At 59.6% G+C, this 20,495-nt stretch carries 17 protein-coding genes; 8 read left to right on the top strand and 9 right to left on the bottom strand.

The annotated features are described in order from the left end of the window. Positions 1 to 104: 104 nt before the first annotated feature. The gene (locus MUN80_RS06540) at positions 105 to 719 is read right to left on the bottom strand and encodes a 3'-5' exonuclease family protein (protein WP_244721242.1); all 615 of its coding nucleotides are present in this window, start codon (positions 717 to 719) and stop codon (positions 105 to 107) included. 211 nt (positions 720 to 930) lie between these two features. Beyond that, on the bottom strand, positions 931 to 3,498 hold the full coding sequence (locus MUN80_RS06535; RefSeq protein ID WP_244721238.1) for a T9SS type A sorting domain-containing protein: 2,568 nt from the start codon (positions 3,496 to 3,498) through the stop codon (positions 931 to 933). A 321-nt stretch (positions 3,499 to 3,819) separates the two neighbouring features. On the opposite strand from MUN80_RS06535, the gene polA reads away from it, so the two are divergent. Further along, on the top strand, positions 3,820 to 6,684 hold the full coding sequence (gene polA, locus MUN80_RS06530) for a DNA polymerase I (RefSeq protein WP_244721236.1): 2,865 nt from the start codon (positions 3,820 to 3,822) through the stop codon (positions 6,682 to 6,684). 159 nt (positions 6,685 to 6,843) lie between these two features. Beyond that, a complete protein-coding gene (locus tag MUN80_RS06525) occupies positions 6,844 to 7,263 on the top strand; it encodes a DoxX family protein (protein ID WP_244721235.1) in 420 nt (139 codons plus the stop codon). Between the two features lie 98 nt (positions 7,264 to 7,361). Here MUN80_RS06525 and MUN80_RS06520 read toward each other — a convergent pair whose 3' ends face one another. Next, positions 7,362 to 7,823: a lipocalin family protein gene (locus MUN80_RS06520; RefSeq protein WP_244721234.1), complete on the bottom strand. Its 462-nt coding sequence runs from the start codon at positions 7,821 to 7,823 to the stop codon at positions 7,362 to 7,364. 170 nt (positions 7,824 to 7,993) lie between these two features. On the opposite strand from MUN80_RS06520, the gene MUN80_RS06515 reads away from it, so the two are divergent. Next, positions 7,994 to 8,989, top strand: a complete 996-nt coding sequence (locus MUN80_RS06515; protein WP_244721232.1) for a YpdA family putative bacillithiol disulfide reductase — start codon at positions 7,994 to 7,996, stop codon at positions 8,987 to 8,989. Positions 8,990 to 9,071: 82 nt separating this feature from the next. On the opposite strand, the gene MUN80_RS06510 is transcribed toward MUN80_RS06515, so the two are convergent. The 4 genes from MUN80_RS06510 to MUN80_RS06495 form a co-directional block, all read right to left on the bottom strand. Beyond that, positions 9,072 to 9,548, bottom strand: coding sequence for a hypothetical protein (locus MUN80_RS06510; protein ID WP_244721230.1), 477 nt, complete (start codon positions 9,546 to 9,548; stop codon positions 9,072 to 9,074). Between the two features lie 225 nt (positions 9,549 to 9,773). Beyond that, positions 9,774 to 11,252, bottom strand: a complete 1,479-nt coding sequence (locus MUN80_RS06505; protein WP_244721228.1) for an SGNH/GDSL hydrolase family protein — start codon at positions 11,250 to 11,252, stop codon at positions 9,774 to 9,776. 21 nt (positions 11,253 to 11,273) lie between these two features. Beyond that, positions 11,274 to 12,524, bottom strand: a complete 1,251-nt coding sequence (locus MUN80_RS06500; RefSeq protein ID WP_244721226.1) for an OmpP1/FadL family transporter — start codon at positions 12,522 to 12,524, stop codon at positions 11,274 to 11,276. A gap of 131 nt (positions 12,525 to 12,655) precedes the next feature. Continuing rightward, positions 12,656 to 13,468 carry a cyanophycinase gene (locus MUN80_RS06495; RefSeq protein ID WP_244721223.1) on the bottom strand — a complete coding sequence of 271 codons (813 nt, stop codon included), beginning with the start codon at positions 13,466 to 13,468 and terminating at the stop codon, positions 12,656 to 12,658. Positions 13,469 to 13,919: 451 nt separating this feature from the next. Here MUN80_RS06495 and mgtE point away from each other — a divergent pair, with 451 nt between their 5' ends. The 4 genes from mgtE (at position 13,920) to MUN80_RS06475 (ending at position 17,141) form a co-directional block, all read left to right on the top strand. Continuing rightward, positions 13,920 to 15,305, top strand: a complete 1,386-nt coding sequence (mgtE, locus tag MUN80_RS06490) for a magnesium transporter (protein ID WP_244721221.1) — start codon at positions 13,920 to 13,922, stop codon at positions 15,303 to 15,305. Between the two features lie 77 nt (positions 15,306 to 15,382). Further along, positions 15,383 to 16,321: a magnesium transporter CorA family protein gene (locus tag MUN80_RS06485; protein WP_244721219.1), complete on the top strand. Its 939-nt coding sequence runs from the start codon at positions 15,383 to 15,385 to the stop codon at positions 16,319 to 16,321. A gap of 62 nt (positions 16,322 to 16,383) precedes the next feature. Then, positions 16,384 to 16,920 (top strand): hypothetical protein, encoded by a 537-nt coding sequence (locus tag MUN80_RS06480; protein ID WP_244721217.1) that lies wholly within the window; start codon positions 16,384 to 16,386, stop codon positions 16,918 to 16,920. Then, positions 16,905 to 17,141: a hypothetical protein gene (locus MUN80_RS06475; protein ID WP_244721214.1), complete on the top strand. Its 237-nt coding sequence runs from the start codon at positions 16,905 to 16,907 to the stop codon at positions 17,139 to 17,141. Before MUN80_RS06480 ends, MUN80_RS06475 begins: the two co-directional genes overlap by 16 nt. 3 nt (positions 17,142 to 17,144) lie before the next feature. On the opposite strand, the gene arfB is transcribed toward MUN80_RS06475, so the two are convergent. Next, positions 17,145 to 17,552: an alternative ribosome rescue aminoacyl-tRNA hydrolase ArfB gene (gene arfB, locus MUN80_RS06470; protein ID WP_244721211.1), complete on the bottom strand. Its 408-nt coding sequence runs from the start codon at positions 17,550 to 17,552 to the stop codon at positions 17,145 to 17,147. A gap of 49 nt (positions 17,553 to 17,601) precedes the next feature. Further along, a complete protein-coding gene (locus MUN80_RS06465; protein WP_244721209.1) occupies positions 17,602 to 18,030 on the bottom strand; it encodes a hypothetical protein in 429 nt (142 codons plus the stop codon). 274 nt (positions 18,031 to 18,304) lie between these two features. On the opposite strand from MUN80_RS06465, the gene MUN80_RS06460 reads away from it, so the two are divergent. Further along, positions 18,305 to 20,362: a M13 family metallopeptidase gene (locus MUN80_RS06460; protein WP_244721206.1), complete on the top strand. Its 2,058-nt coding sequence runs from the start codon at positions 18,305 to 18,307 to the stop codon at positions 20,360 to 20,362. Positions 20,363 to 20,495 lie beyond the last annotated feature (133 nt).

Genomic DNA, 20,495 nt, shown 5'->3' with positions numbered 1-20,495 from the left:
CACAAGTTAACAGAGCGAGTAAGCGTATTCTCATCAGATAGTATGAGGTTAGGTAAAAAGGCCCGCAATATACCTTTAAAGCCTGACCTACCGACTGCTCTTCCCTACTCCCCTTCTTGCTCCGGGGCTACCTGCTTATATAGCGGCAGCTCATAAAACGGCCGCAGCAGCTGCACTACGTCCAGGGCATCGGCTAGGGCCTGGTGGGCCACGGTATTGTCCTCGAAGTGGGCCCGAGCCTTGCAGATAGTCATCGTGGGCAGGCGGGAGTCTTTACGCCAGTTCAGGTAAAAGGCGGCGGGGTCGAGCATCGCCGGCTCAGCCCGCACCAAGGTACCATAACCGGGCAGCAAGCGCAGGAAGCCCAGGTCGAAGGAGGCAATATTCTTACCGGCCATTGTCACGGCCACGCAGTCTTTCTTGTCGGGCCGGAAGCCGTGGAGCAGCAGAAACTCGCGCAGCTGGGGTAGCAGCTCGTCGGGCAGGCACAGCTCGGGGTTGGGCTCCTTGCGGGCCAGCTCTTCCAGCAGGCGGGCATTCAGGGCCAGGGCCCCGGCCGTGCCCGTGTATTCGGGGTGGCGCACCACCCGGCGAAAAGCCGGCAGCTCCGCTAAGGGCCGCAGGTGCTTGGTGTCTTCTACCACGGCCGCCAGCTCCAAAATCTGGTGGCGGGCGGGGTTACCGCCGGTGGTTTCGAGGTCAAGAGAAATGTAGCGCATGTACTCTCAGTACGGGGCCCGGCCGGTCAGTGTTGAGCGCTTCGGCTTGCGTCGAGCGGCTCCAGCCGCTGGTTATCCAGGCAAATAAGTTGGCACCGGGCCCGGCTCTGCAATAAGGACTTCTTGCGGCAGCCAACTCCAATTCTAAACGACACAAAAAAGCCGCCCCATGTGTAGAGCGGCGGCTTTTTAGGTAGCACAGAAAACAGAGCTATTCCAATACCACACGGCGTGTCACAGGGCCATCGGCGTAATGCACGCGCAGCAGATAGATGCCCGCCCGCAACTCCTGCACGGGCAAGGTTAGCTCGGGGCTGGCTACGGGCTGGCTCAGCACGGTTTTGCCTAGCGCATCGAGCAGCACTACCTGGCTGGGCTTCGCTGTAGCCTCCAGGCTCAGGTGCAGCGCGGCATGAGCGGGGTTGGGCCAGGCCTCGGTACGGGCCGTGCTCTGCCGGCTGCTTACAGCCAGCACGTTCGATGCCGTCAGGCGCGTGAGCGGCGCCCGGCTCTGCCCGTCAATTAGCAGGTTAAGGCCACTGAGCAGAATTTTCTCATCGGCCTGCAGTACCAGCGCGCCGGGTGAGGGGAAGCCCAGGAAACCATTAGTAAGCACATTGGCGAAGGAAGCATCGTAGGAGCCATCCGGGTTAAAGCGCACCAGAGAGCCGCGGGCCACACCGTTCACGTTCAAAAAGCTGCTGCCGGCCAGCACCCGGCCGTTGGCATAACGCGCCAGGGCCACTACTGCGGAGCCCGTCAGGGTGGGCAAGGTATAGTTCGTATCGACTGTGCCGTCGGCGTTAAGCTGGACCAACTGCGCCGCTGAGGCGCCATTGTAGCTGGTAAACGAGCCGCCCGCCAGCAGCTTACCATTCGGCATGGACTGTAGTACTTGAATAGTCATGGGGGCATTGGATGGCGCTACACCCGCCGCAAAGCTATTGTCCCGGCTGCCGTCAGCATTGAGTCGAACCAAGCTGGGTTGGTTTGCCTGGCCGGCCCCGGCTATGTAGTGCTTGTTGTCGGGCAGATTCTCGATGGCGTATACCGTCGAAGCCGGCACGATGCTACCTGCCTGCGTGGCATAAGCCGCATCAATAGCGCCATTGGGCAGCAATCGGTGAATGGTGCTGGTATACCCTCCGATGCTCAAGCTAGAGCCGCCTCTGAGCACTTTGCCATCCGTTTGCAGGGCCATAGCATACACCCCAAAAACAGTAGCTGCTCCCCGCGGATCGGGTGCTGGAGCTGTAAATGTAGCATCCGGCCGACCGTCGCTCAGCAAACGAGCTACCTGATTGCTGGCCACCGAACCCGTGGCGGTAAACACACCGCCGACCACGATGCGACCATCCGTGGCAATGGCCACCTGGCGCACCTGCCCGTTTACGCCCGTCAGATCAAAGGCTGGGTCGAGCGTGCCGTCGGAGTTGAGGCGAGCTACGTTGGCGGCCGCTTGCCCGTTAATCTCCCAGAAACGGCCCCCAACGACCAACTTGCCGTCGGCTTGCTGCTTGATGGCCAGCACGGTACCTGTCTGCATCAGCCGGGGCAGTGGGGTAGATTGTGCCTGGCCATTGGCATCGAGCACCAGCATATTCACATTGTGGAGGCTGCCGTAGCGGCTGAAGCTGCCGCCAATTAACACCTGGCCGTTGGCTAAGGGCCGCACACTGAGCACCCGGCCATCAAGCTTATTGCCAATGGCAAACTGCGTATCCGGCTGCCCGTTGGCTAAAAAGCGCGTCAGATAAGAGTTATTGGCTCCACCGTAGTTGCCAAAGCAACTGCTCAGAAGTACCCGGCCGCTGGCATCTACGGCCAGCTCATCGCTGTTGCTGGTGCCATAGCTTATGCAGCCCGGGTTAGAGGTTAGGGCAAAAGAGGCATCTTCCTGACCGGTGGGCGTGAGCCGCACCAGCTGCTTGGAAAAGTTTGTCGTGGCGGCCACGATGTTATTGGTGCGCGGATCGAGGGCTACGGCCAGCATATCGAAGCCGCTGGTCATGGTGCTGGATACCGGGTTGAAAGTGGTATCCAGGGAACCGTCGGGGTTGAGGCGAAGCAGCCCGCTCCGGCCCGAGCCGTTGTAATTCATGAAGTTGCCGCACACCAGAAGTTTGCCATCGGGCTGCACCACTACGCCCCGCACGATGGGCGCCACGGCATCAGAGCGCGTGAAGCCGGCACCCAGGGCCGTGGCGAATGCCTGATCGACGCTGCCGTTGGCATTCAGCCGGACCAGGCCTTTGGCTACCACGCCGCTGTAGCTGACAAAGCTGCCGCCGACCACAATCTTGTTGTCGGCTTGCACAGCCACCGCCGCTACGTCGAGTGCCGCCGGACCTGAGCCGGCGGGGCCGCTGCCCGGCATGAAGTCTGCCACCGGTGTACCATTGGCATTGATCTTAGCCAGCGTATGGGTGGTCCGCCCAGCTACGGTAAGGTTACCGTAGCCTTGCAGAATAATTTGCCCGTTGGTCAGAAGCCGGACCTTGGTGATAGTGGAGCGGCTGTAGGTCGTGTTGTTGAAGTCGGTATCGGCCGTGCCATCGGCGTTCAGCCGGGCCAGGCCGGCTACCTCGTCGCCGTTTACCCGGGTAAAGTTGCCGGCCACGATGAACTTGCCATCGGCTTGCTGCACCGCATTGTCTACCGTAGCCGATTGCAATACGGTGGGCCGGATGAATGTTCCATCAAGGGCTTGCGCACTACCCTGTGTAGCTCCCAGAAGGCTGCACGCCAGAATAAGGCCTGCTTGTAGTAGTTTCCTCATATAATTGACAATTAATTTATTAGCAAAGCTAGCGAAAAGCAGGACGTACCTACTGAAAAGCGCCGTGGCAGAATACCACGACGCTTTTATTTAGGGTACCGCTGCTTGCTGACGGGTACTACCGGCTGAGCTTCCTAGAAACGCGCAGACAAGCAGGAGTCAAGGTATTTTCAGCAATAGGCGGTAAAAACAGCTTGGGTTTTCAGCAAGTTAAGCCGGCGGCGGCGGTTCAGCCTTATTCTGCGTAAAGCAGCTTGGCAAACCATCCTTCGGGCGGCTGGTTTTCCTTCTCCGGCTGCCTTCCCTACCTTCGCTCCTACTATGACCGACGCCACCCAACCCCGCAAAAAGCTCTTCCTGCTCGACGCCTTTGCCCTGATTTACCGGGCCCACTTTGCCTTTAGCAAGAACCCGCGCATCAACTCCAAGGGCATGAATACCGGCGCCGTGCTGGGCTTTACCAACACGCTGGTGGAAGTGCTGCAAAAGGAAAAGCCCACCCACATCGGCGTAGCCTTCGACGCGGCCAAGAAGACCTTCCGCCACGAGCAGTTTGCCGAGTACAAGGCCCAGCGCCAGGCCATGCCCGAGGACATCGGCACAGCCATTCCCTACATCAAAAAGATTATCCAGGCCTTCAACATCCCAATTCTGATGGTGGATGGCTTCGAGGCCGACGACGTGATTGGCACCTTGGCCCAGCGCGCCGAGGAACACGGCTTCGAGGAGGTGTATATGATGACGCCCGACAAGGACTACTGCCAGCTCGTCACCGAGAAAATCAAGATTTACCGGCCCGCTTTCATGGGCAACTCGGCCGAGGTGCTGGACCTGGACCACGTGCTGCAGCGCTTCGAAATAGACCGAGTTGACCAAGTTACCGACATCCTGGGCTTGCAGGGCGACGCCTCCGACAACATTCCCGGCATTCCCGGCATTGGCGAGAAGACGGCCAAGGCCCTGATCAAGCAGTACGGCTCGGTCGAAAACCTGATTGCCAACGTGGACCAGCTCAAGGGCAAGCAACAGGAAAATGTGCGCAACTTCGCCGAGCAGGGCCTGCTGAGCAAGGATCTGGCGACGATTCACGTCAACGTGCCCATTCCCTTCGAGCCCGAGGAGCTGTGCTGCTCCGTGCCCGACGAGGAAAAGCTCACTGCCCTGTTTGATGAGCTCGAATTCCGCCAGCTGGCTGCCCGGGTGCTCAAAACCGGCCCGGCCCGCACCTCAGCCACGCCCATCAGCCCGGCCAAAGGCAAGAAAAGCCTCGTGCCGACCGGCGCTGGGCACCAGGCCAATCTGTTTGCCGCGCCCGTAGGCATCACTGAGTTTATTGAGGAAGACGAGGACACTGGCCCTATCGTGCGCCGCACCCTGGCCGAAGTACCCCACAACTACCACCTCATCGACACGCCTGCGCTGCGCCAGGACCTGCTCAAGTTTCTGCTGCTGCAAAAGGAAGTCAGCTTCGACACCGAGACTACCGGCCTCGACACGATGACGGCGCGCCTGGTAGGCCTATCCTTTTGCTGGCTGCCCGGCGAGGCCTACTACGTGCCCGTGCCCCACGTCGACCAGGACGCGGCCCAGGCCCTGGTCGACGAGTTCCGGCCTTTCCTGGAGCACGAGGGCATCACCAAGATTGGCCAGAACATTAAGTACGACCTGACCATTCTCAAGCACTACGGCATCCGTATCGGCGGGCCACTGTTTGACACCATGCTGGCTCATTACCTGCTGGAGCCCGACATGCGCCACAACATGGACGTGCTGGCCGAAACCTACCTGCACTACACCCCAGTTTCCATCATCGAGCTGATTGGACCCAAGGGCAAAAAGCAGAAAACCATGGCCGACCTACCGCCCGCCGAGGTGGCTGACTACGCCTGCGAAGATGCCGACGTGACGTTGCAGCTCAAGCATGTCTTCGAGCCCAAGCTGGCGGCCCTGGGCTTGCTCAAGCTGCTCAACGAAGTAGAAAACCCGCTGGTGCCGGTGCTGGCCGACGTGGAGTACGAAGGCGTCCGGATTGACTCCAGCGCCATGGGCGAGTACTCGGCCCAGCTCCAGGGCTACATCACCGACATCGAGAAGCAGATTTTTGCCGCCGCCGGCCAGGAGTTCAACATTGGCTCGCCCAAGCAGCTCGGTGAAATCCTGTTCGACAAGCTCCAGCTCGGCGGCGGTAAAATCAAGAAAACCAAGACCGGCCAGTACGCTACCGGTGAGGAAGTACTCAGCGTGCTGGCCGCCGAAAACCCCGTGGCCGCCCTGATTTTGGAGCACCGCCAGCTTACCAAACTCCGCAGTACCTACGTAGAGGCCTTGCCTCAGCTGGTGTGCGAGGCCGACGGTCGGGTGCATACAAGCTTCAACCAGGCCGTTACGGCCACCGGCCGCCTGAGCAGCACCAACCCCAACTTGCAGAACATTCCGATTCGGACCGAGAAAGGCCGGGAAATCCGCAAGGCTTTCGTGCCGCGGGATGATGAGCACACGCTGGTAGCGGCCGACTACTCCCAGATTGAGCTGCGCATCATGGCCGACTTCTCCAAGGACGCCACCATGATTGAGGCCTTCCGCCAGGGCATCGACATCCACAGCAGCACGGCCAGCAAGGTATTCAAGGTGCCGCTGGAGCAGGTTGACTCGGAAATGCGCCGCAAGGCCAAGACCGTCAACTTCGGCATCATCTACGGTATTTCGGCCTTTGGCCTGGCCCAGCGCCTGGGTATCGGCCGCAAGGAAGCCGTGGACATCATCGACGCTTACTTCCAGGAGTTCCCGGCCGTGAAGCAGTTCATGGATGCCAGCATCAATAAGGCCCGGGAGCAGGAATACGCCGAAACCCTGCTGGGCCGCCGCCGCTACCTGCGCGACATCAACTCCCGCAACGCCACGCTGCGCGGCTTTACCGAGCGCAACGCCATTAACGCCCCCATCCAGGGTACCGCCGCCGACATCATCAAGATTGCCATGATCCGCATCCATGAGTGGCTGGACAAGGAAAACCTGGGCACCAAGATGATTCTGCAGGTACACGACGAATTGGTGTTCGACGCGCCCAAGTCGGAGGTCGACTACATCATTCCGCGCATCAAGGAGCTCATGATTGGGGCCCTGCCCCTGAGCGTGCCGATGGAAGTAGAAGTGGGCACGGGCCAGAACTGGCTGCAGGCCCACTAGCAGTAGCCCAACCTTACCCTGAGGCCTGGGTGAAATGAAAAGCCCGTTCCGTAGCAGCAAGCGCCGCGGAGCGGGCTTTTTTCGCCTGCATTCTACCCGATGCACCACAAGGCCGCGTATAGCCGAACACCACGTTTCCACTGTCGACCTGAAAATCCTATGCCTCAGCAGACTTCTACTTCCACCGCTCAAAACCTGGCCCGCGTCCTGCTGGGCTCCTTCATGGTCGTGGCCGGTGTCAGCCACCTCACCGTTGCCCGCCGCGAGTTTCAGGCCCAAGTTCCAGACTTTGTCCCGTTCGACAAGGACACTGTGGTACTGCAATCGGGCGTGGTTGAAATTGGCCTCGGGCTGGCCCTGCTGCTCTGGAAGCGGCGGCGCCGGGAAATGGGCCTGGGCTTAGGAGCTTTCTACGCGGCAGTATTTCCCGGCAACATTCACCAATACACGCACCACCTTTCCGCCTTCGGCCTCGATACCGACGCCAAGCGGCTGGGCCGGTTATTTTTCCAACCCGTGCTCATCGGCACGGCTTTGTGGTCGACAGGGGCCCTGCAAGGGAAGAAGCGGAAGTTATAATTCAGACGTACGCCCCTAAGCGGCTATCCGGCAATGCTCAGCTCAAAGCCGGAACCCGCGCGGATTCTGGCCCTGGCCTGGGTTACATAACAGCTTGCTTATTGCCCGCTGAACGTAGTCGTGGTAACCACCGTCTGGTCGGGCTGCACTACGGTGCTTTTCAGCACGAGTTGGTTTTCTTCCAGCGTCACGATGTCCATCTGGATGCCTGCAATGCGACTGTAGCGGTTCAGCTGAATAGTTAGTGTGCTGTAGTCGGAGCGGGCATCCCAGCTGCCGGCCGACTGCTGTTCAGTATCGGGGCAACGGCTGGCGCCCTCGTTTAGGACCAGGGTTTTGTCGGAGCTGAAGCGCAGGTAATTGTCTTTTTCGCAGGGCTGCAGCAGCGCGTAGCCGTCGACGGTGCCAGTCTGGGAGCCCGTCGAGGTAATGGCAATGGCCGTTATCTGCCAGTTTTTGCCGGTCAGCAGGGCGGCTTTCAAATCGGTCTTTTCCTTTTTGCAGCCCGCTCCCAGACCCAAAACCACGAACACGAGCAAAAACAGACGTAGACGGTGCATAACAGGCCAACTGCGGAATGAACAGCCAAGTTACGCAGTTTCAGCTGGAACTAAGAGTGGACCGAGTTACGCGCGGCCGGGCTTCCGCCTAGCTCCGACGGTCGGGCTTAGGCTGCCACGGTTCGTTTTTCTGTAAACCAGAAGCCCCGGCAACTGGTATTAGACCTGATATGCTTGAAAATGCTAATTCTGCCGGAGCCACGCCGGCTGCCTACGATGCCGTGGTTATCGGGGCCGGCCCCGTGGGCCTGGCCTGTGCCCTGGAAGTACAGCGCCGGGGCCTCACCGTCTGCGTGGTGGACAAGGGCGCGCTGGTCAATTCCGTGGTGGGCTACCCTACCAACATGGAGTTTTTCTCCACGCCCGAGTTGCTCGAAATCGGTGGCTACCCCTTCCCTACGGCCCACTACAAACCGCTGCGCGAAGATGCCCTCGACTATTACCGCCGCGTGGCCGTTTCCGAAAAGCTGCCGCTACGCCTCTACGAGCGGGTATTAGGCCTGGAAGGTCAGCCCGGGGCCTACGAAGTCGTGACCGAGAAAGGCCGCCTGGTCGCGCGCTACGTCATTGTAGCCACCGGCTTCTTCGACGTACCCAACCGCCTGCCCGTACCCGGCGCCGATGCGCCCCACGTGAGCTATTACTACAAGGAGCCCTACCTCCACATGGGTCAGTCGGTAGTGGTGATTGGGGCCAAGAACTCGGCGGCCAAAGCGGCGCTGCAGCTCGTGCGGGCTGGTGCGCACGTAACGCTGGTCGTGCGTGGCGCGGCCGTCTCGGAGTCGGTCAAGTACTGGATTCGGCCCGATCTGCTCAACCGCATTGCCGAAGGCCGGATCAAAGCCTTGTACAACACGACGGTCCTGGGCATTTCGGCGGCTGGCGTTGCGGTGTCTACGCCCGAGGGAGAGTTGCTGCTGCCCGCCGACTACGTATACGCCCTGACTGGCTACCGCCCCGATTACAGTCTGCTCGAAGCCCTGGGCGTATCGTTTCAGGACGACGCGGCCCGCACGCCAACCCACAACCCTGAAACGTTCGAAACTAACCGACCCGGGGTGTTTCTGGCCGGTACCGTCTGCGGAGGCCTCAATACCAGCCGCTGGTTTATTGAAAATGGCCGCCACCACGCGGCCGTCATTGCTAGTCAATTGGGGGTTAAATAGCCAGCAAGTTAAAAGCAAAAAAGCCCGTACTGCTAGCAGTACGGGCTTTTTTGGGCATTAGGGTCTAACCCTACATCTGACCTTAGAAAGCATTGAATGTGTAGGTTTCTGTATCAACCACGGTGTTTGGAGCCGTGCCGTAGGTTTGCGTGATGCGCAGCTTCATCATTGTCGAGTTCAGCTCTAGCAGCTCGAAGGGGATAATCAACCCGCCCAGGTCGGGCGAATCCAGCAGGAGCTTGGTCTGGTCGGAGTTAAAATCCCAGGTGCCGTTGCTCTGCTGGTCGGTATCCGGGTCGCACTTGATGGCCCCTTGGTCTGCTACCAGCGTCTTGTTAGGGCTGAATTTGGTGAAGTTGTCTTTCTCACAAGCGTCGTAGTCGGCAAACTCATCGTAGGTCGTGGTTTTGCCGCCGGTGGTAGTACTACTGACATGAGCAATTAGCCGCCAGTTGCGGGCCGTGAGCAGGGTGTCTCTGGAGGGGGCCGCGTCCTCCTCTTTTTTACAGGCCGTAAAAGCACAGGCCAACGCCAGAATGGCAATAGGTAAACGTTTCATAGAAAAGTAGATAAAGGGTAAACGAGCTCTTTGCGCCAGCCGGTGAAAAATGTTAAAAACACTTTCCTAATCCCATTTTCTCACGGTACACAACTAGCAGCGTACAAAGGTAGCCTAATTGAGCAGGCAGCCAAGCTGGCGTTTTTGGCTGTTTAGCAATAGCAAAAAAGCTCCTTCCCGGTACCGGGAAGGAGCTTTTCCAAACTTAGCTTGGCCGTGTAGGGGTTACGGGAACTCCACCCCCCGATACGCCGCAGCATTCAGTTGGGGCACGCTGGCGCCATAGGTAGCATTGATGACCTTAATCATCTCGTTAGCGACCAAAGCATAGCCGCGAGGCGTAGGATGCACCCCGTCCAGCGAAAACAGGTTGCCGCTTACAAAGGCCGCCGTGTTGTTGATACCGTTGGTAATAACCCCGGTCCGGGCAATGCTGGTAAAGTAGGCATTGGCATCAAATACGGCCAGGTTTTTAGCCTTGGCAGCCGTCATGATGACGTTGTTCAACTCCGTGGTACGGTCGACAACTGCTTTCGTCTCGGCAGCATCCAATACCAGGCTGCTGGCCAGAGCATTAGCCGAAGCAGCCAATGCTGCTGTGGTAGGCGCGTCGGCGTTAGGAATCACTAAACCAATACCATTGGGGAATGGGCTGGTGGTCGAAGGCGTGTTGATTACGCCACGTGCAGGCAGCAGCAGCAAATCGTTGGCGGTAGCTTCCCGATTAGTACCTGCACCTGTGCGGATATAGAGGCCAAAGCGGGTACCGGACGGCAACGGCGAGCCAGCAGGCAGTTTCAGTAGGTTTGCAATTACCGGAACCAAGGCCGGAGGAATTGGCGTAGCGCTAACCTGGGCAATTACGGCCGCAGTTGGGACGGTCGTAAACAGTGGCACGTTGGTTACGTTTGGAATCGTAGCTACCAAGCCCTTCGCGCCCCCAGTAGTCAGTGCATCCAGCATCTGTCCGTACTTGGTCGTAAACTCCGGTACGGCTGTCAAAGGAGCACCAGTACCACCAGTGCTGGCAAAACCGAGCACGTCGTTATTGCCCAACCAGTTAGTGAAGAAAGTCGGGTTTACCGCGCTTACCTGGCTCTTTACGTAGTCGAGGTACGAACGGGTATCGGTGGCCGAAGGCAGCAGACGCTCAAAGTAGGAGTTGAACGTCAAAGGGTTGCTGGTACCGGTGAGGCGGCCGTAGCTTGCCGTCGTGATATCCGCAATGCGGATGCCCGGAACGCCCAGGTTCTGGTTGTCAGTAGCACCGTAGCGCTCTAGCAGTGGCACACCCGCAGCAGTATAGGCCCGGCCGGTGGCAAACTGCCCAGGGGCTACATAAGTGCCATTATTGTCTTTGGCTTCGGGGTTAATCTGAGGCGTTCCGTCGGCATTAAACCCGGTTATTGTCAGATAGCCACTACCGTTGGCCGCCTTGAACAAAGGCTGCACAAAGTCGCCGCCCCCAACCTGCTTAAACTGCATGGCCAGCAGATTCGGGTAAGAGCTTTGCTGACCTTCCAGGTACAGACCATTATCCGAGTAGCCCGCCGTCAGGGAGTTGCCCACGGCGATGTAGCGGCTGAAGTCGGCCGTACCGGCACTGGCCTTGAAATCGTCTTCCAGATCGGGCTGGCATGCCGTTAAGCCCAGCCCCAGCAGTGCCACGAAGGGCACATACTTGCGAAACAGTATCGTATTCATGAGTCGAGAGGCGAAGGATGATTAGAAGGTGTAATTCAGGCCCAGGCCCGGAATCACGATGTTGGTTTTGTAGGTACCGGCCACGCGGTCCGTGGTCTGGTTGTTCTGCAGGTCTTGGGCCGTCTGGGTGCGCTTTTTCAGGCTCACAAACTGCGTGGAAGCATCCACGCTGAAATGCTCGCCAAAGGCGTAAGACACGCCAGCCGTACCGCTGATACGGTCAGCATCGGGGGTTTCGGGCGTTACGTAGCCATCTTTCACCGGCGAGTTGTCGTAGGCACCACCAATGCGGGCCGTGAAGGCGTCGGTTACTTTGTACTGGCCACCCACGCGGAACGTAAAGGCATCCTGGTAGAAACGCTTGGAGCTCGAAACCGTCGAGCCGTTGATTTGCTGGTCGAACCTGAATTCCAGGGTGCGGTAGGCGCTCCAGTTCACGTAGTTGATGTCGACGCCGAAGGTCAGCTTCTCCGTGGGCATCAGGCCTATCCCCAGGCTGGTGGTAGCGGGCAAAGGCAGCGTAGCGGCAAATTTGGTAGCCTGGAAGCGCGAAGCAAACGTGGGCGAGATATTGGTAAACGTCACGTCGCCATCCTCAACCTGAGCATCAATCTTGGAGCGGTAGCTAATACCCAGCGTCAGCTTGGACGAGGGCTTGAAGAAGATACCCGCATTGTAGCCGAGCTTGGTTTTGGCCTTGCCATCAAGCTCAATGTGCCCGTAGGAGTCCGGCAAGGGTACATCACGCTGCAGGTTTACGGCGCCATAGGCCAGCACCACCAGGCCCGCACCCACGCTCAGCTGGTCGGTCAGGGCGTAGCTGAAAGTAGGCTGCACAAACACGGACTTCAGGTCGATGTCGGTCAGGGAAGTGCGACCTTCCCAGCCCTCGGCGTACTGGAGCTTGCTGCCGAAAGGCGTGTAGACGGCAATACCCGCGCGAAATTTGCCTTCGGCCGGGCCGTAGCCGGCAAACAGGCTGAAGGGAGTAACAACCGAGTTGCGCAGCTCGCGCTGCGTGCTGCTGCCTTCCGCCACGAAGGCGTTGCGAGCAAACGTGAGGTTGCCACCGAGCTGTACGCCTCGCTCCCGGACCATTGCCAGGGCGCCAGGGTTGTAGAACATAGCGGCCTGGTCCAGAGAAAGACCTACACCTACGCCGCCCATGCCGTTGTTCTTTATCCCGGCCAGCGACACTTGATAGCCACCTGCCGAGGCTGCCGTACCCGAGAGTAGCGCACCACCCGCGAGGAGTAGAGTTTTTAGATTCATAACACAGAAAAAAGGGTGAGAATGACGGGTTGTGGGACTAAATGTAGCGAGAAAAAAGAATTAAGTAGTAGGCGTGCCGACTATTTCTACTACCGGCGAATTGGCAGTAAAACGTCTCAAAAATGCAGCTATTATTCTTGGTTCACTACTTGTCGGGTCTTCAAGTTAAGCCGCTGTCCGCTTACGAGCAGGTGCACCCGAAAATCCTGCGCGGCCACGGGCTCCCCGCGGCCGATACGGCCCAGGTTGTTGCCGTGCATGTGTTTGCCATCAACAACCATCACGACGCCGTCGCCAAACACCTCGGCTTCCTGCCCGTGCCGGATAATAATTCCGGTTTCCTCGGCCAGCCCCAGCCCCAGGCACATGGAGTGCGTGAGCATGGCGTGCGCCAGCCGTCCGAAGCGGCCACGCTCCACAAAGTGCTGATCAATCAGCACGTTGCTGAGCAAGCCCAGGCCGTGGTCGGTGCGGATTCCGCCCTTGCGTAGGGCCCGCCAGCCGTAGCCCGACACGAGCATGTGCTCGGGCATCACGGAAGCGCCAGCACTGGTACCGGCCACGATAAAGCCATCCTGGGTGTGGTAGCGGTGGGTAAGCTCGCGCAAAAATTCGGTGTCGCGCAAAAATTCAGTTATCATCTCCTGGTCGCCGCCGGTGAAGAATACCAGGCGAGCTTCCTTGAGCCGGCGCAGGTAAGCGGGCTTGTCGGCGGAGTGGCGCTCATCAATTTTGACATGGCACACGTTGGTGGCGCCTAGCTCGCGCAGGGCTTTGGCATAGTTGTGGGCCGTAGCCGTAGCGTCGCTGGCGGCCATGGCCAGGATCAGGATGGAGGCCTCGGGGTCAGCTAGCATATCGACGAGCAGGGCCAGCAGGGCATCATCGTCGCCGCCACCGAGGGCAACGAGCGTTCCGAGGGGTGACGCAGATGACTGGGGCATAACGAGCAGGGCTAACGGGTTCAAATGTACAGGGGATATTAAAATCCCAACGGCGGGTAAGGCCCGGAGTTACGACCGTTGAGCTCGGGACTTTCGCCGAACCGCGCTGGGGCGGCCTAGTTGGCTGAGGCCGCGAACTTTACCACGCCGCATTTTTTGGCGCCGACCCGGCTTATAATTCCGCTTGACAGCCCCGTAGGGGGCCCTGGAGGCCGGCCGGGCGCCCGTGCAAGCGTAGCCAGCCGCACCAGGCTGGGCAGCAGCTACGGCGGCGCTTACCGCGGATAAATCCAACCGTTAGCGGGCAGCTTGGGAATTGCGGCGGGGTGTTTGGGGTTAGGAAAAATGACGGAAACCGGCGCGGCCGGCCCATTTTTTTGGCCTACTTTTGCGCGCCGAATTATTCACTCAATCTGCTGCCTAGCGAAGCACCTCCCTCCTGACTTATTCCATGAATCAGCATCCAACTACTGACCAGATTACGTCCCTGATTCAGGAGGGCGAGTTTTTTAAATTAAAGGAAGCTCTCAAGTCATTTGAACCCTCGGAGCTGGTCGAGCTGATTGAGAATGAGGAGGAGCGGGAGCAGCTTATCGTGTTCCGGCTGCTGCCGCTCAAGCTGGCCACCGAGGTATTTGAATACCTGGACCTGGACATTCAGCGCCACTTTCTGGCCAACCTTTCCCAGGACAAGATTTCGGACATTCTCAACGAGATGTCGCCCGATGACCGGACGGCCCTGTTGGAGTTTCTGCCCGACGACTTCGTAAAGGAGCTGATCCAGACTTTGTCGGAGCCCGAGCGCAAGGTGACGCTGGAGCTGCTGGGCTACCCCGAGTACTCGGTAGGCCGCCTGATGACGCCCGACTACATTGCTATTCGCGAAAACTGGACCGTGCAGCAGGTGCTCGACTACATCCGCCGCCACGGCGGTCAGTCGGAAACCCTGAGTATGCTCTACGTAACCGATAACCGCGGCGTGCTCATCGACGACATCCGCATCCGGGAGTTTCTGCTGGCCGACCCCGACAAGCGCGTGAGTGAGCTCATGGACCGCCGCTACGTGAGCCTGAACGCCATGCAGGACCAGGAAGCGGCCATCGACGTGTTCCGCAAAAACGACCGGGTGGCGCTGCCCGTGGTCAACGACGAGGGCGTACTGTTCGGCATCGTCACGATTGACGACATTCTCGATATCCGGGAAGAGGAAGACACCGAGGACATTCAGAAACTCGGGGGCTCGGAGGCCCTGGACGAGCCCTACCTGGCGACGTCCATCTGGAGCATGGTGAAGAAGCGGGCCGGCTGGCTCGTGATTCTGCTCATCGGCGAGATGCTGACCACTTCGGCCATGCACCACTTCGAGGACGACTTGCAGAAGGCCGCCGTGCTGGGCTTATTTATTCCGCTCATCATTTCGGCCGGCGGCAATGCCGGCTCCCAGGCCACTTCCCTTATCATCCGGGCCATGAGTCTGGGCGAATTCACGCTTTCGGACTGGTGGCAGGTGATGCGGCGCGAAATCATTTCGGGCCTGCTACTAGGCAGTATTCTGGGCGTAGTCGGCTCGCTGCGCATCATTCTCTGGGCCAACTACATTGACCCCGGCTACTTTGGCCCCTACTGGCTGCTGATTGCCGTGACAGTGGGCTTTTCCCTGTTGGGCATCGTGCTGTGGGGGGCCTTATCGGGCGCTATGCTGCCGATGTTGCTCAAGCGCGTGGGCCTGGATCCGGCCACCTCGTCCGCCCCTTTCGTGGCAACGCTGGTAGACGTGACCGGGCTGATTATCTACTTCTCGGTGGCAACGATGGTGCTGCGCGGCACCTTGCTCTAAGCGGCAGCCGTATGAAGGGGGCAGCCGCCCGCTCCGGGCCCGGAGCGGGCAGCTGCTTTTTTTATGCCCTCTAGCTTATGACGGAAGATCTTCTCACCCGGCAGGATTGCCACTTCGGCTGGCTCGACCTAACTGGCCCTACCGTGGCTGAACTGCAGGCCGTGGCAGCTCAATACGACCTGCCCGATTCGCTGGTAATCGACTGCCTAGAACCAACGCACCTGCCCAAGTTCGAAGCCACGCACGGGCTGAACTTCGTGATACTACGCGTGTTCAGCGTGCCCGACAACCCGCAGGCGGATACCATTCAGGAGCTGAGCACCAAAATTGCCATTTTCTACACGCCCGACTACCTCATTACGGTACACCGGCGGCCCCACCCGGTGCTGAATGAGCTGAAAAGCGTGGCCCGCACGCCCGGCGGGGAATGCAACTCGCCGGTGGAAGTGGCCATTCACCTGGTGCGCTACGCCCTGAACAGCTACGTGCAGCCCGCCCTGGTTTTGACCCGGCAGCTCGATGCCTACGAGGCAGAAATCTTTCTCAAGCGTGAAGTGCCCGATGCTTTGCAGGGTTTGTATTTTCTGAAGCGCAAAGCCTCCGCGGCCCGGCAGCTGCTGCTCCTCACCCGCGACATTCTGACCATGCTGCGCCGCCAAAGTCTGCGGGCCGCGGCGGGTCATGAGCTCAATGAAGCCGACGCCATCCTGCTGCAAGACACCCAGGATTTGCTGGTGAAAGTAGAAACGCTCTACCAGCAGCTCGACAACGGGGCTACCAACCTGGTGAACCTGTATTTGTCGTTGGCCTCGCAGCGCACCAACGAGACGATGCGGGTGCTGACCGTGTTTTCGGCCTTTTTCCTGCCCCTGACCTTTATTGCCGGGGTCTATGGCATGAACTTTCAGTACATGCCCGAGCTGACTTGGCAGCTTGGCTACCCCGGTGCCATAGGGGCTATGCTGCTGATTTCGGTGGGTATCTACTGGTGGTTTAAGCGCAAAGGCTGGATTTGACGAACCCGGCGTAGCTTCGCGGCCTCTCGGTAGGTTTCTTTCTTCTTTTACTCGCGGCCGGTATGGCTTTGCATCACTACATGTTGGGTTACAAGTTGCGCCGCCCGCTGCTGATCCGGCTGCTGCACGGCGGCTTGCTGGCCGGTATGGGCGGGCTCGTGGCGGGTTGTGCCGCCGTGGGGCGGGTGCCCACCCTGGAGCCCGGCGACTATCAGTTCTTGCGAACCAACGACCCAGCTCTGACCACCGCCGTGGGCGCTGACCGGGCGCTGTACGTGGAGCAAAACCAGGACTCGCTCCGGTTTTTTGCCCAATCCAAGACCGACGTCGGGCCGCACCGCTTTAGCTACGCCGTGCGCCGCGGCCGGCACGTCATCCTGGTGCAGCGCAAGTTCGACCTCGACGTGTTTACGATTCCCTTCAAGGCCCGCCCGCCCAGGGTCCGGTGCCGGTACAGCTCAATACCAACTTCAACGCAGCGTTGTACTTCGGTCGCCGCCTCGACTTCTACCACGTCAACGGCCGGCAGCTGCTTGATGGGCACCACGTTCCCCAGATTCGAACGGTGGGTTTGGGCTACGGTTTGTTTACCGGCCTAGGCTCCACGGCCGTCAGTGCCGACGTGCTGCGTCAGACCGGCACCGGCGTTGAGTACGAAGGCTTCGTGGTTCACGCCGGGGCAGCTACCATCTACGACGCGCGCATTTTCAACCTGGGTCTGGCCGTGGGCTTCGACCAGCTCCTGGGTCCCGATGGCAGCCAGTGGCTCTACCAGCGCAAGCCCTGGTTCGGCGTGCTCTTCGGCCTTGATTTAAACTAGAAATTAGAAGTCCAGCTTGCCGCGGCCGGCTTTCTTTTCGCTGTGCTTTTTCTTGGACTCGAGACGGGCCCGCACGGCACCCTTGCTGGGCTTGGTCGCCTTACGAGCCTTGGGCTTGTGCAGAGCTTTGCGCAGGGTTTCGTAGAACTTCTGCACCACGATTTCCTTGTTGCGTAGCTGGCTCCGGTCTTCCTGGGCCGAGAGCAGCAATTCGCCCTCGGTGGTAAGCTTGGAGGCCAGCTTTTCCAGCAGGGTCTGCTTTTGCTCGTCGGTGAGCAACTGGGAGCCACTGATATGGTAGCGCAGCTCGACCCTGGACTCGACCTTGTTCACGTTCTGCCCGCCCGGCCCGCTGCTGCGGCTGGTCTGAAACTGGAGTTCGGGCAAAAAGGCGGCGACGGGAGGAAGCATGGGGCAGAAACGGCGGGAATAACGGCAAAGGTAGAAGAATGACAGCGGGCTACAGCTGCTGCCAGAGCAACGCGCCCAGCACCACGGCCCGAATCGTCCAGGCCAGGGTCCGCAGCCAGTTGGTGCGCACCAGCCCGTCGATGGTAATGTAGTTGTAGCCGTCCTGGGCTAGGCGGTTATGAAACGGCACCGAAATAAAAAAGGTCACCAGCCAGATAACGATGACCAGCGCCAGGCTCCACCACACGGCCGGCCCCAGTGCCTGCCCACTCCAGGCCAGCCAGCCGCTCAGCAGCAGCTCAGCCACCATCGGGCCCATGACCACCCAGCCCATGCGCCGCAGGTGGGCCTGATGAAACGCCCCGAAGCCCGCCGCTGATACCTGGGCAAAGCCTGGGTAATGCACGAGCTGTACCATCCAGATAACGCCGGTGAGGTACGCGGCCAGGGCAAAGTTGAGCAGGAGCAGTTTGAGCATACACAAGGCAAATTGCCGGAACGGGACCATAGGAACCGATCCGGGCGCAAGGGTTACCCAGCAAATACGGCCCGCTGACGTTCCCGTTGAGCAACCTCCCCCCTACCCGGCGCGACCCTTATACCGGCTACTGCCAAGGGCCAACTTGCGGCCCGTGGCCGGTAGCGCCCCACTGCCTGACTCTGAAGCCCGAAAGATGAGAACTTACCGGCGCAGGAGTGCGGGCGGCGCAGTATATTGCTTTCCCTATTCTTTCTTTACTCACCCTTCCCCTATGCGCTCTTTTTCCTTGCTCCGGCCCTGGCGGCTGGCGGCTCCCTTGCTGGGTCTGGCCTTGGCCGGTTGTAACTCCGGCGCCAACTCTGGCAGCACTGGCCAGCCCGACCTATTGCAAGCCAACCTCGACACCACCGTGCGCCCCGGCGACGACTTTTTCACCTACGCCAACGGCGGCTGGCTCAAAAAGCACCCCATTCCGGCCTCCGAAAGCTCCTGGGGCATCGGCAAGGAAGTGCAGAACGAGGTGTACGCCCGCCTGCGCGCCCTCAACGAGGAAGCCGCCAAGGCCAACGCCACGGCCGGTACGAGTCAGCAGAAAATCGGGGACTTCTGGGCCACCGGCCTCGACTCCGTGACTATCGACAAGCAAGGCATTGCGCCTCTGAAGCCCGAACTGAACCGGATTGCCGCCATCAAGTCGGTGGCCGATGTGCAGAGCGTGGTGGCCCGCCACAAGGTACTGGGAGTGAATTCCCTCATCGGCCTTTACGTAGGGCAGGACGCCAAGAACAGCGACAAAATGGCCCTGCACCTGTATCAGGCCGGCCTTGGCCTGCCCAACCGCGACTATTACTTCAACAAGGATACCCGCACCAGCAATATCCGCAAGGAGTACGTGCGCCACGTGGCCCGTATGCTGCAGCTCACTGGCCAGGACTCCGTCACGGCCCAGCGCCATGCCGCTCAGATCATGCAGCTCGAAACCCAGCTGGCCGGCTCCTCGCGCAAGCTGGAAGATTTGCGCGACCCGTACGCCAACTACAACAAGCGCAGCGTAGCCGACCTGGGCAAAATCACGCCCGGCCTCGACTGGAAACCCTGGCTGGCCCAGATGGAGCTCAAGACCGATACGGTGATTGTCGGCCAGCCCGAGTTTTACCAGAAAGCCGGGCAGCTGCTCAAATCGGTGCCGCTGGAGCAGTGGCAGGCGTACTTGCAGTGGCACTTGGTCAATGCTTTTGCCGGCCAGCTCAGCCGCCCCATCGACGACGAGCATTTCCGCTTTTACGGCACAGTTTTGCAAGGCAGCAAGCAGCAGCGGGCCCGCTGGAAACGGGTGCTCGACGAAGAGGAAAGCGGCATGGGTGAAATCCTGGGCCAGCTGTTCGTGAAAGAGTACTTCACGCCCGAAACCAAGGAGCGCTACGCCAAAATCACGGAAAACGTGGTGGCCTCCTTCCGGGAGCATATTCAGGCCCTGGACTGGATGAGCGACTCAACCAAGCAGAAAGCTCTAGTGAAGCTCACCAAGATTACGCCCAAGGTAGGCTACCCCGACAAGTGGCGCGACTATTCGACCCTGGAAATCAAGCGCGACTCTTACCTGGCCAACGTGATGCGCGCCAATGAGTGGCAGTACCGTTACAATATCAACAAGCTGGGCAAGCCCGTGGACCGTACCGAGTGGGACATGACGCCCCAGACCTACAACGCCTACTACAACCCCAGCAATAACGAAATCGTGTTGCCGGCCGCCATCTTCGCCATTCCCGGCCTCGAGGATAAAAACGCCGACGACGCCATTATCTACGGCTACGCCGGGGCCAGCACCATCGGCCACGAGCTCACCCACGGCTTCGACGACGAAGGCAGCCAGTTTGATGAAAAAGGCAACCTGCGCAACTGGTGGAGCAAAAAGGACCGGGCCGCCTTCCAGCAGCGCGTCAACGGCATCGTGCGCCAGTTCAACGGCTACACCGTACTGGACTCCTTACACATCAACGGCAAGGCTACGGCCGGCGAGAACATTGCCGACCTGGGCGGCATCGTCATTGCCTTCGATGCTTTCAAAAAGACCGAGCAGTATAAGAAAGGCGAGAAAATCGGCGGCCTGACGCCCACCCAGCGTTATTTCCTGGGTTATGCCCTGGGCTGGCAAAACCACCAGCGCAACGAGGTATTGGCCCAGCGCATCCTCACCGACGTGCACTCCCCCGCCCAGTACCGCGTTAACGGCCCCTTCGCCGACGTGCCCGAGTTCTACGAAGCCTTCCAGGTAAAGGAAGGCCAGAAGCTTTGGCGCCCCGACAGCGCCCGGGTGAAAATCTGGTAGGGTTCCCGAGCTATTGGGGTTTACCAGTCCTTGCGAGCAGCCCGAAGCAATCCGTCCTCTGCTAGTAACAAACGTTCTTTTACCAGAAAAGCCCTTTACTGCTCGCGCGGTAAAGGGCTTTTCACATTAGGAG

This window comes from Hymenobacter cellulosivorans (assembly GCF_022919135.1).
Classification (GTDB): Bacteria; Bacteroidota; Bacteroidia; order Cytophagales; family Hymenobacteraceae; genus Hymenobacter; species Hymenobacter cellulosivorans.
This window is presented reverse-complemented; position numbering and strand designations above follow the sequence as displayed.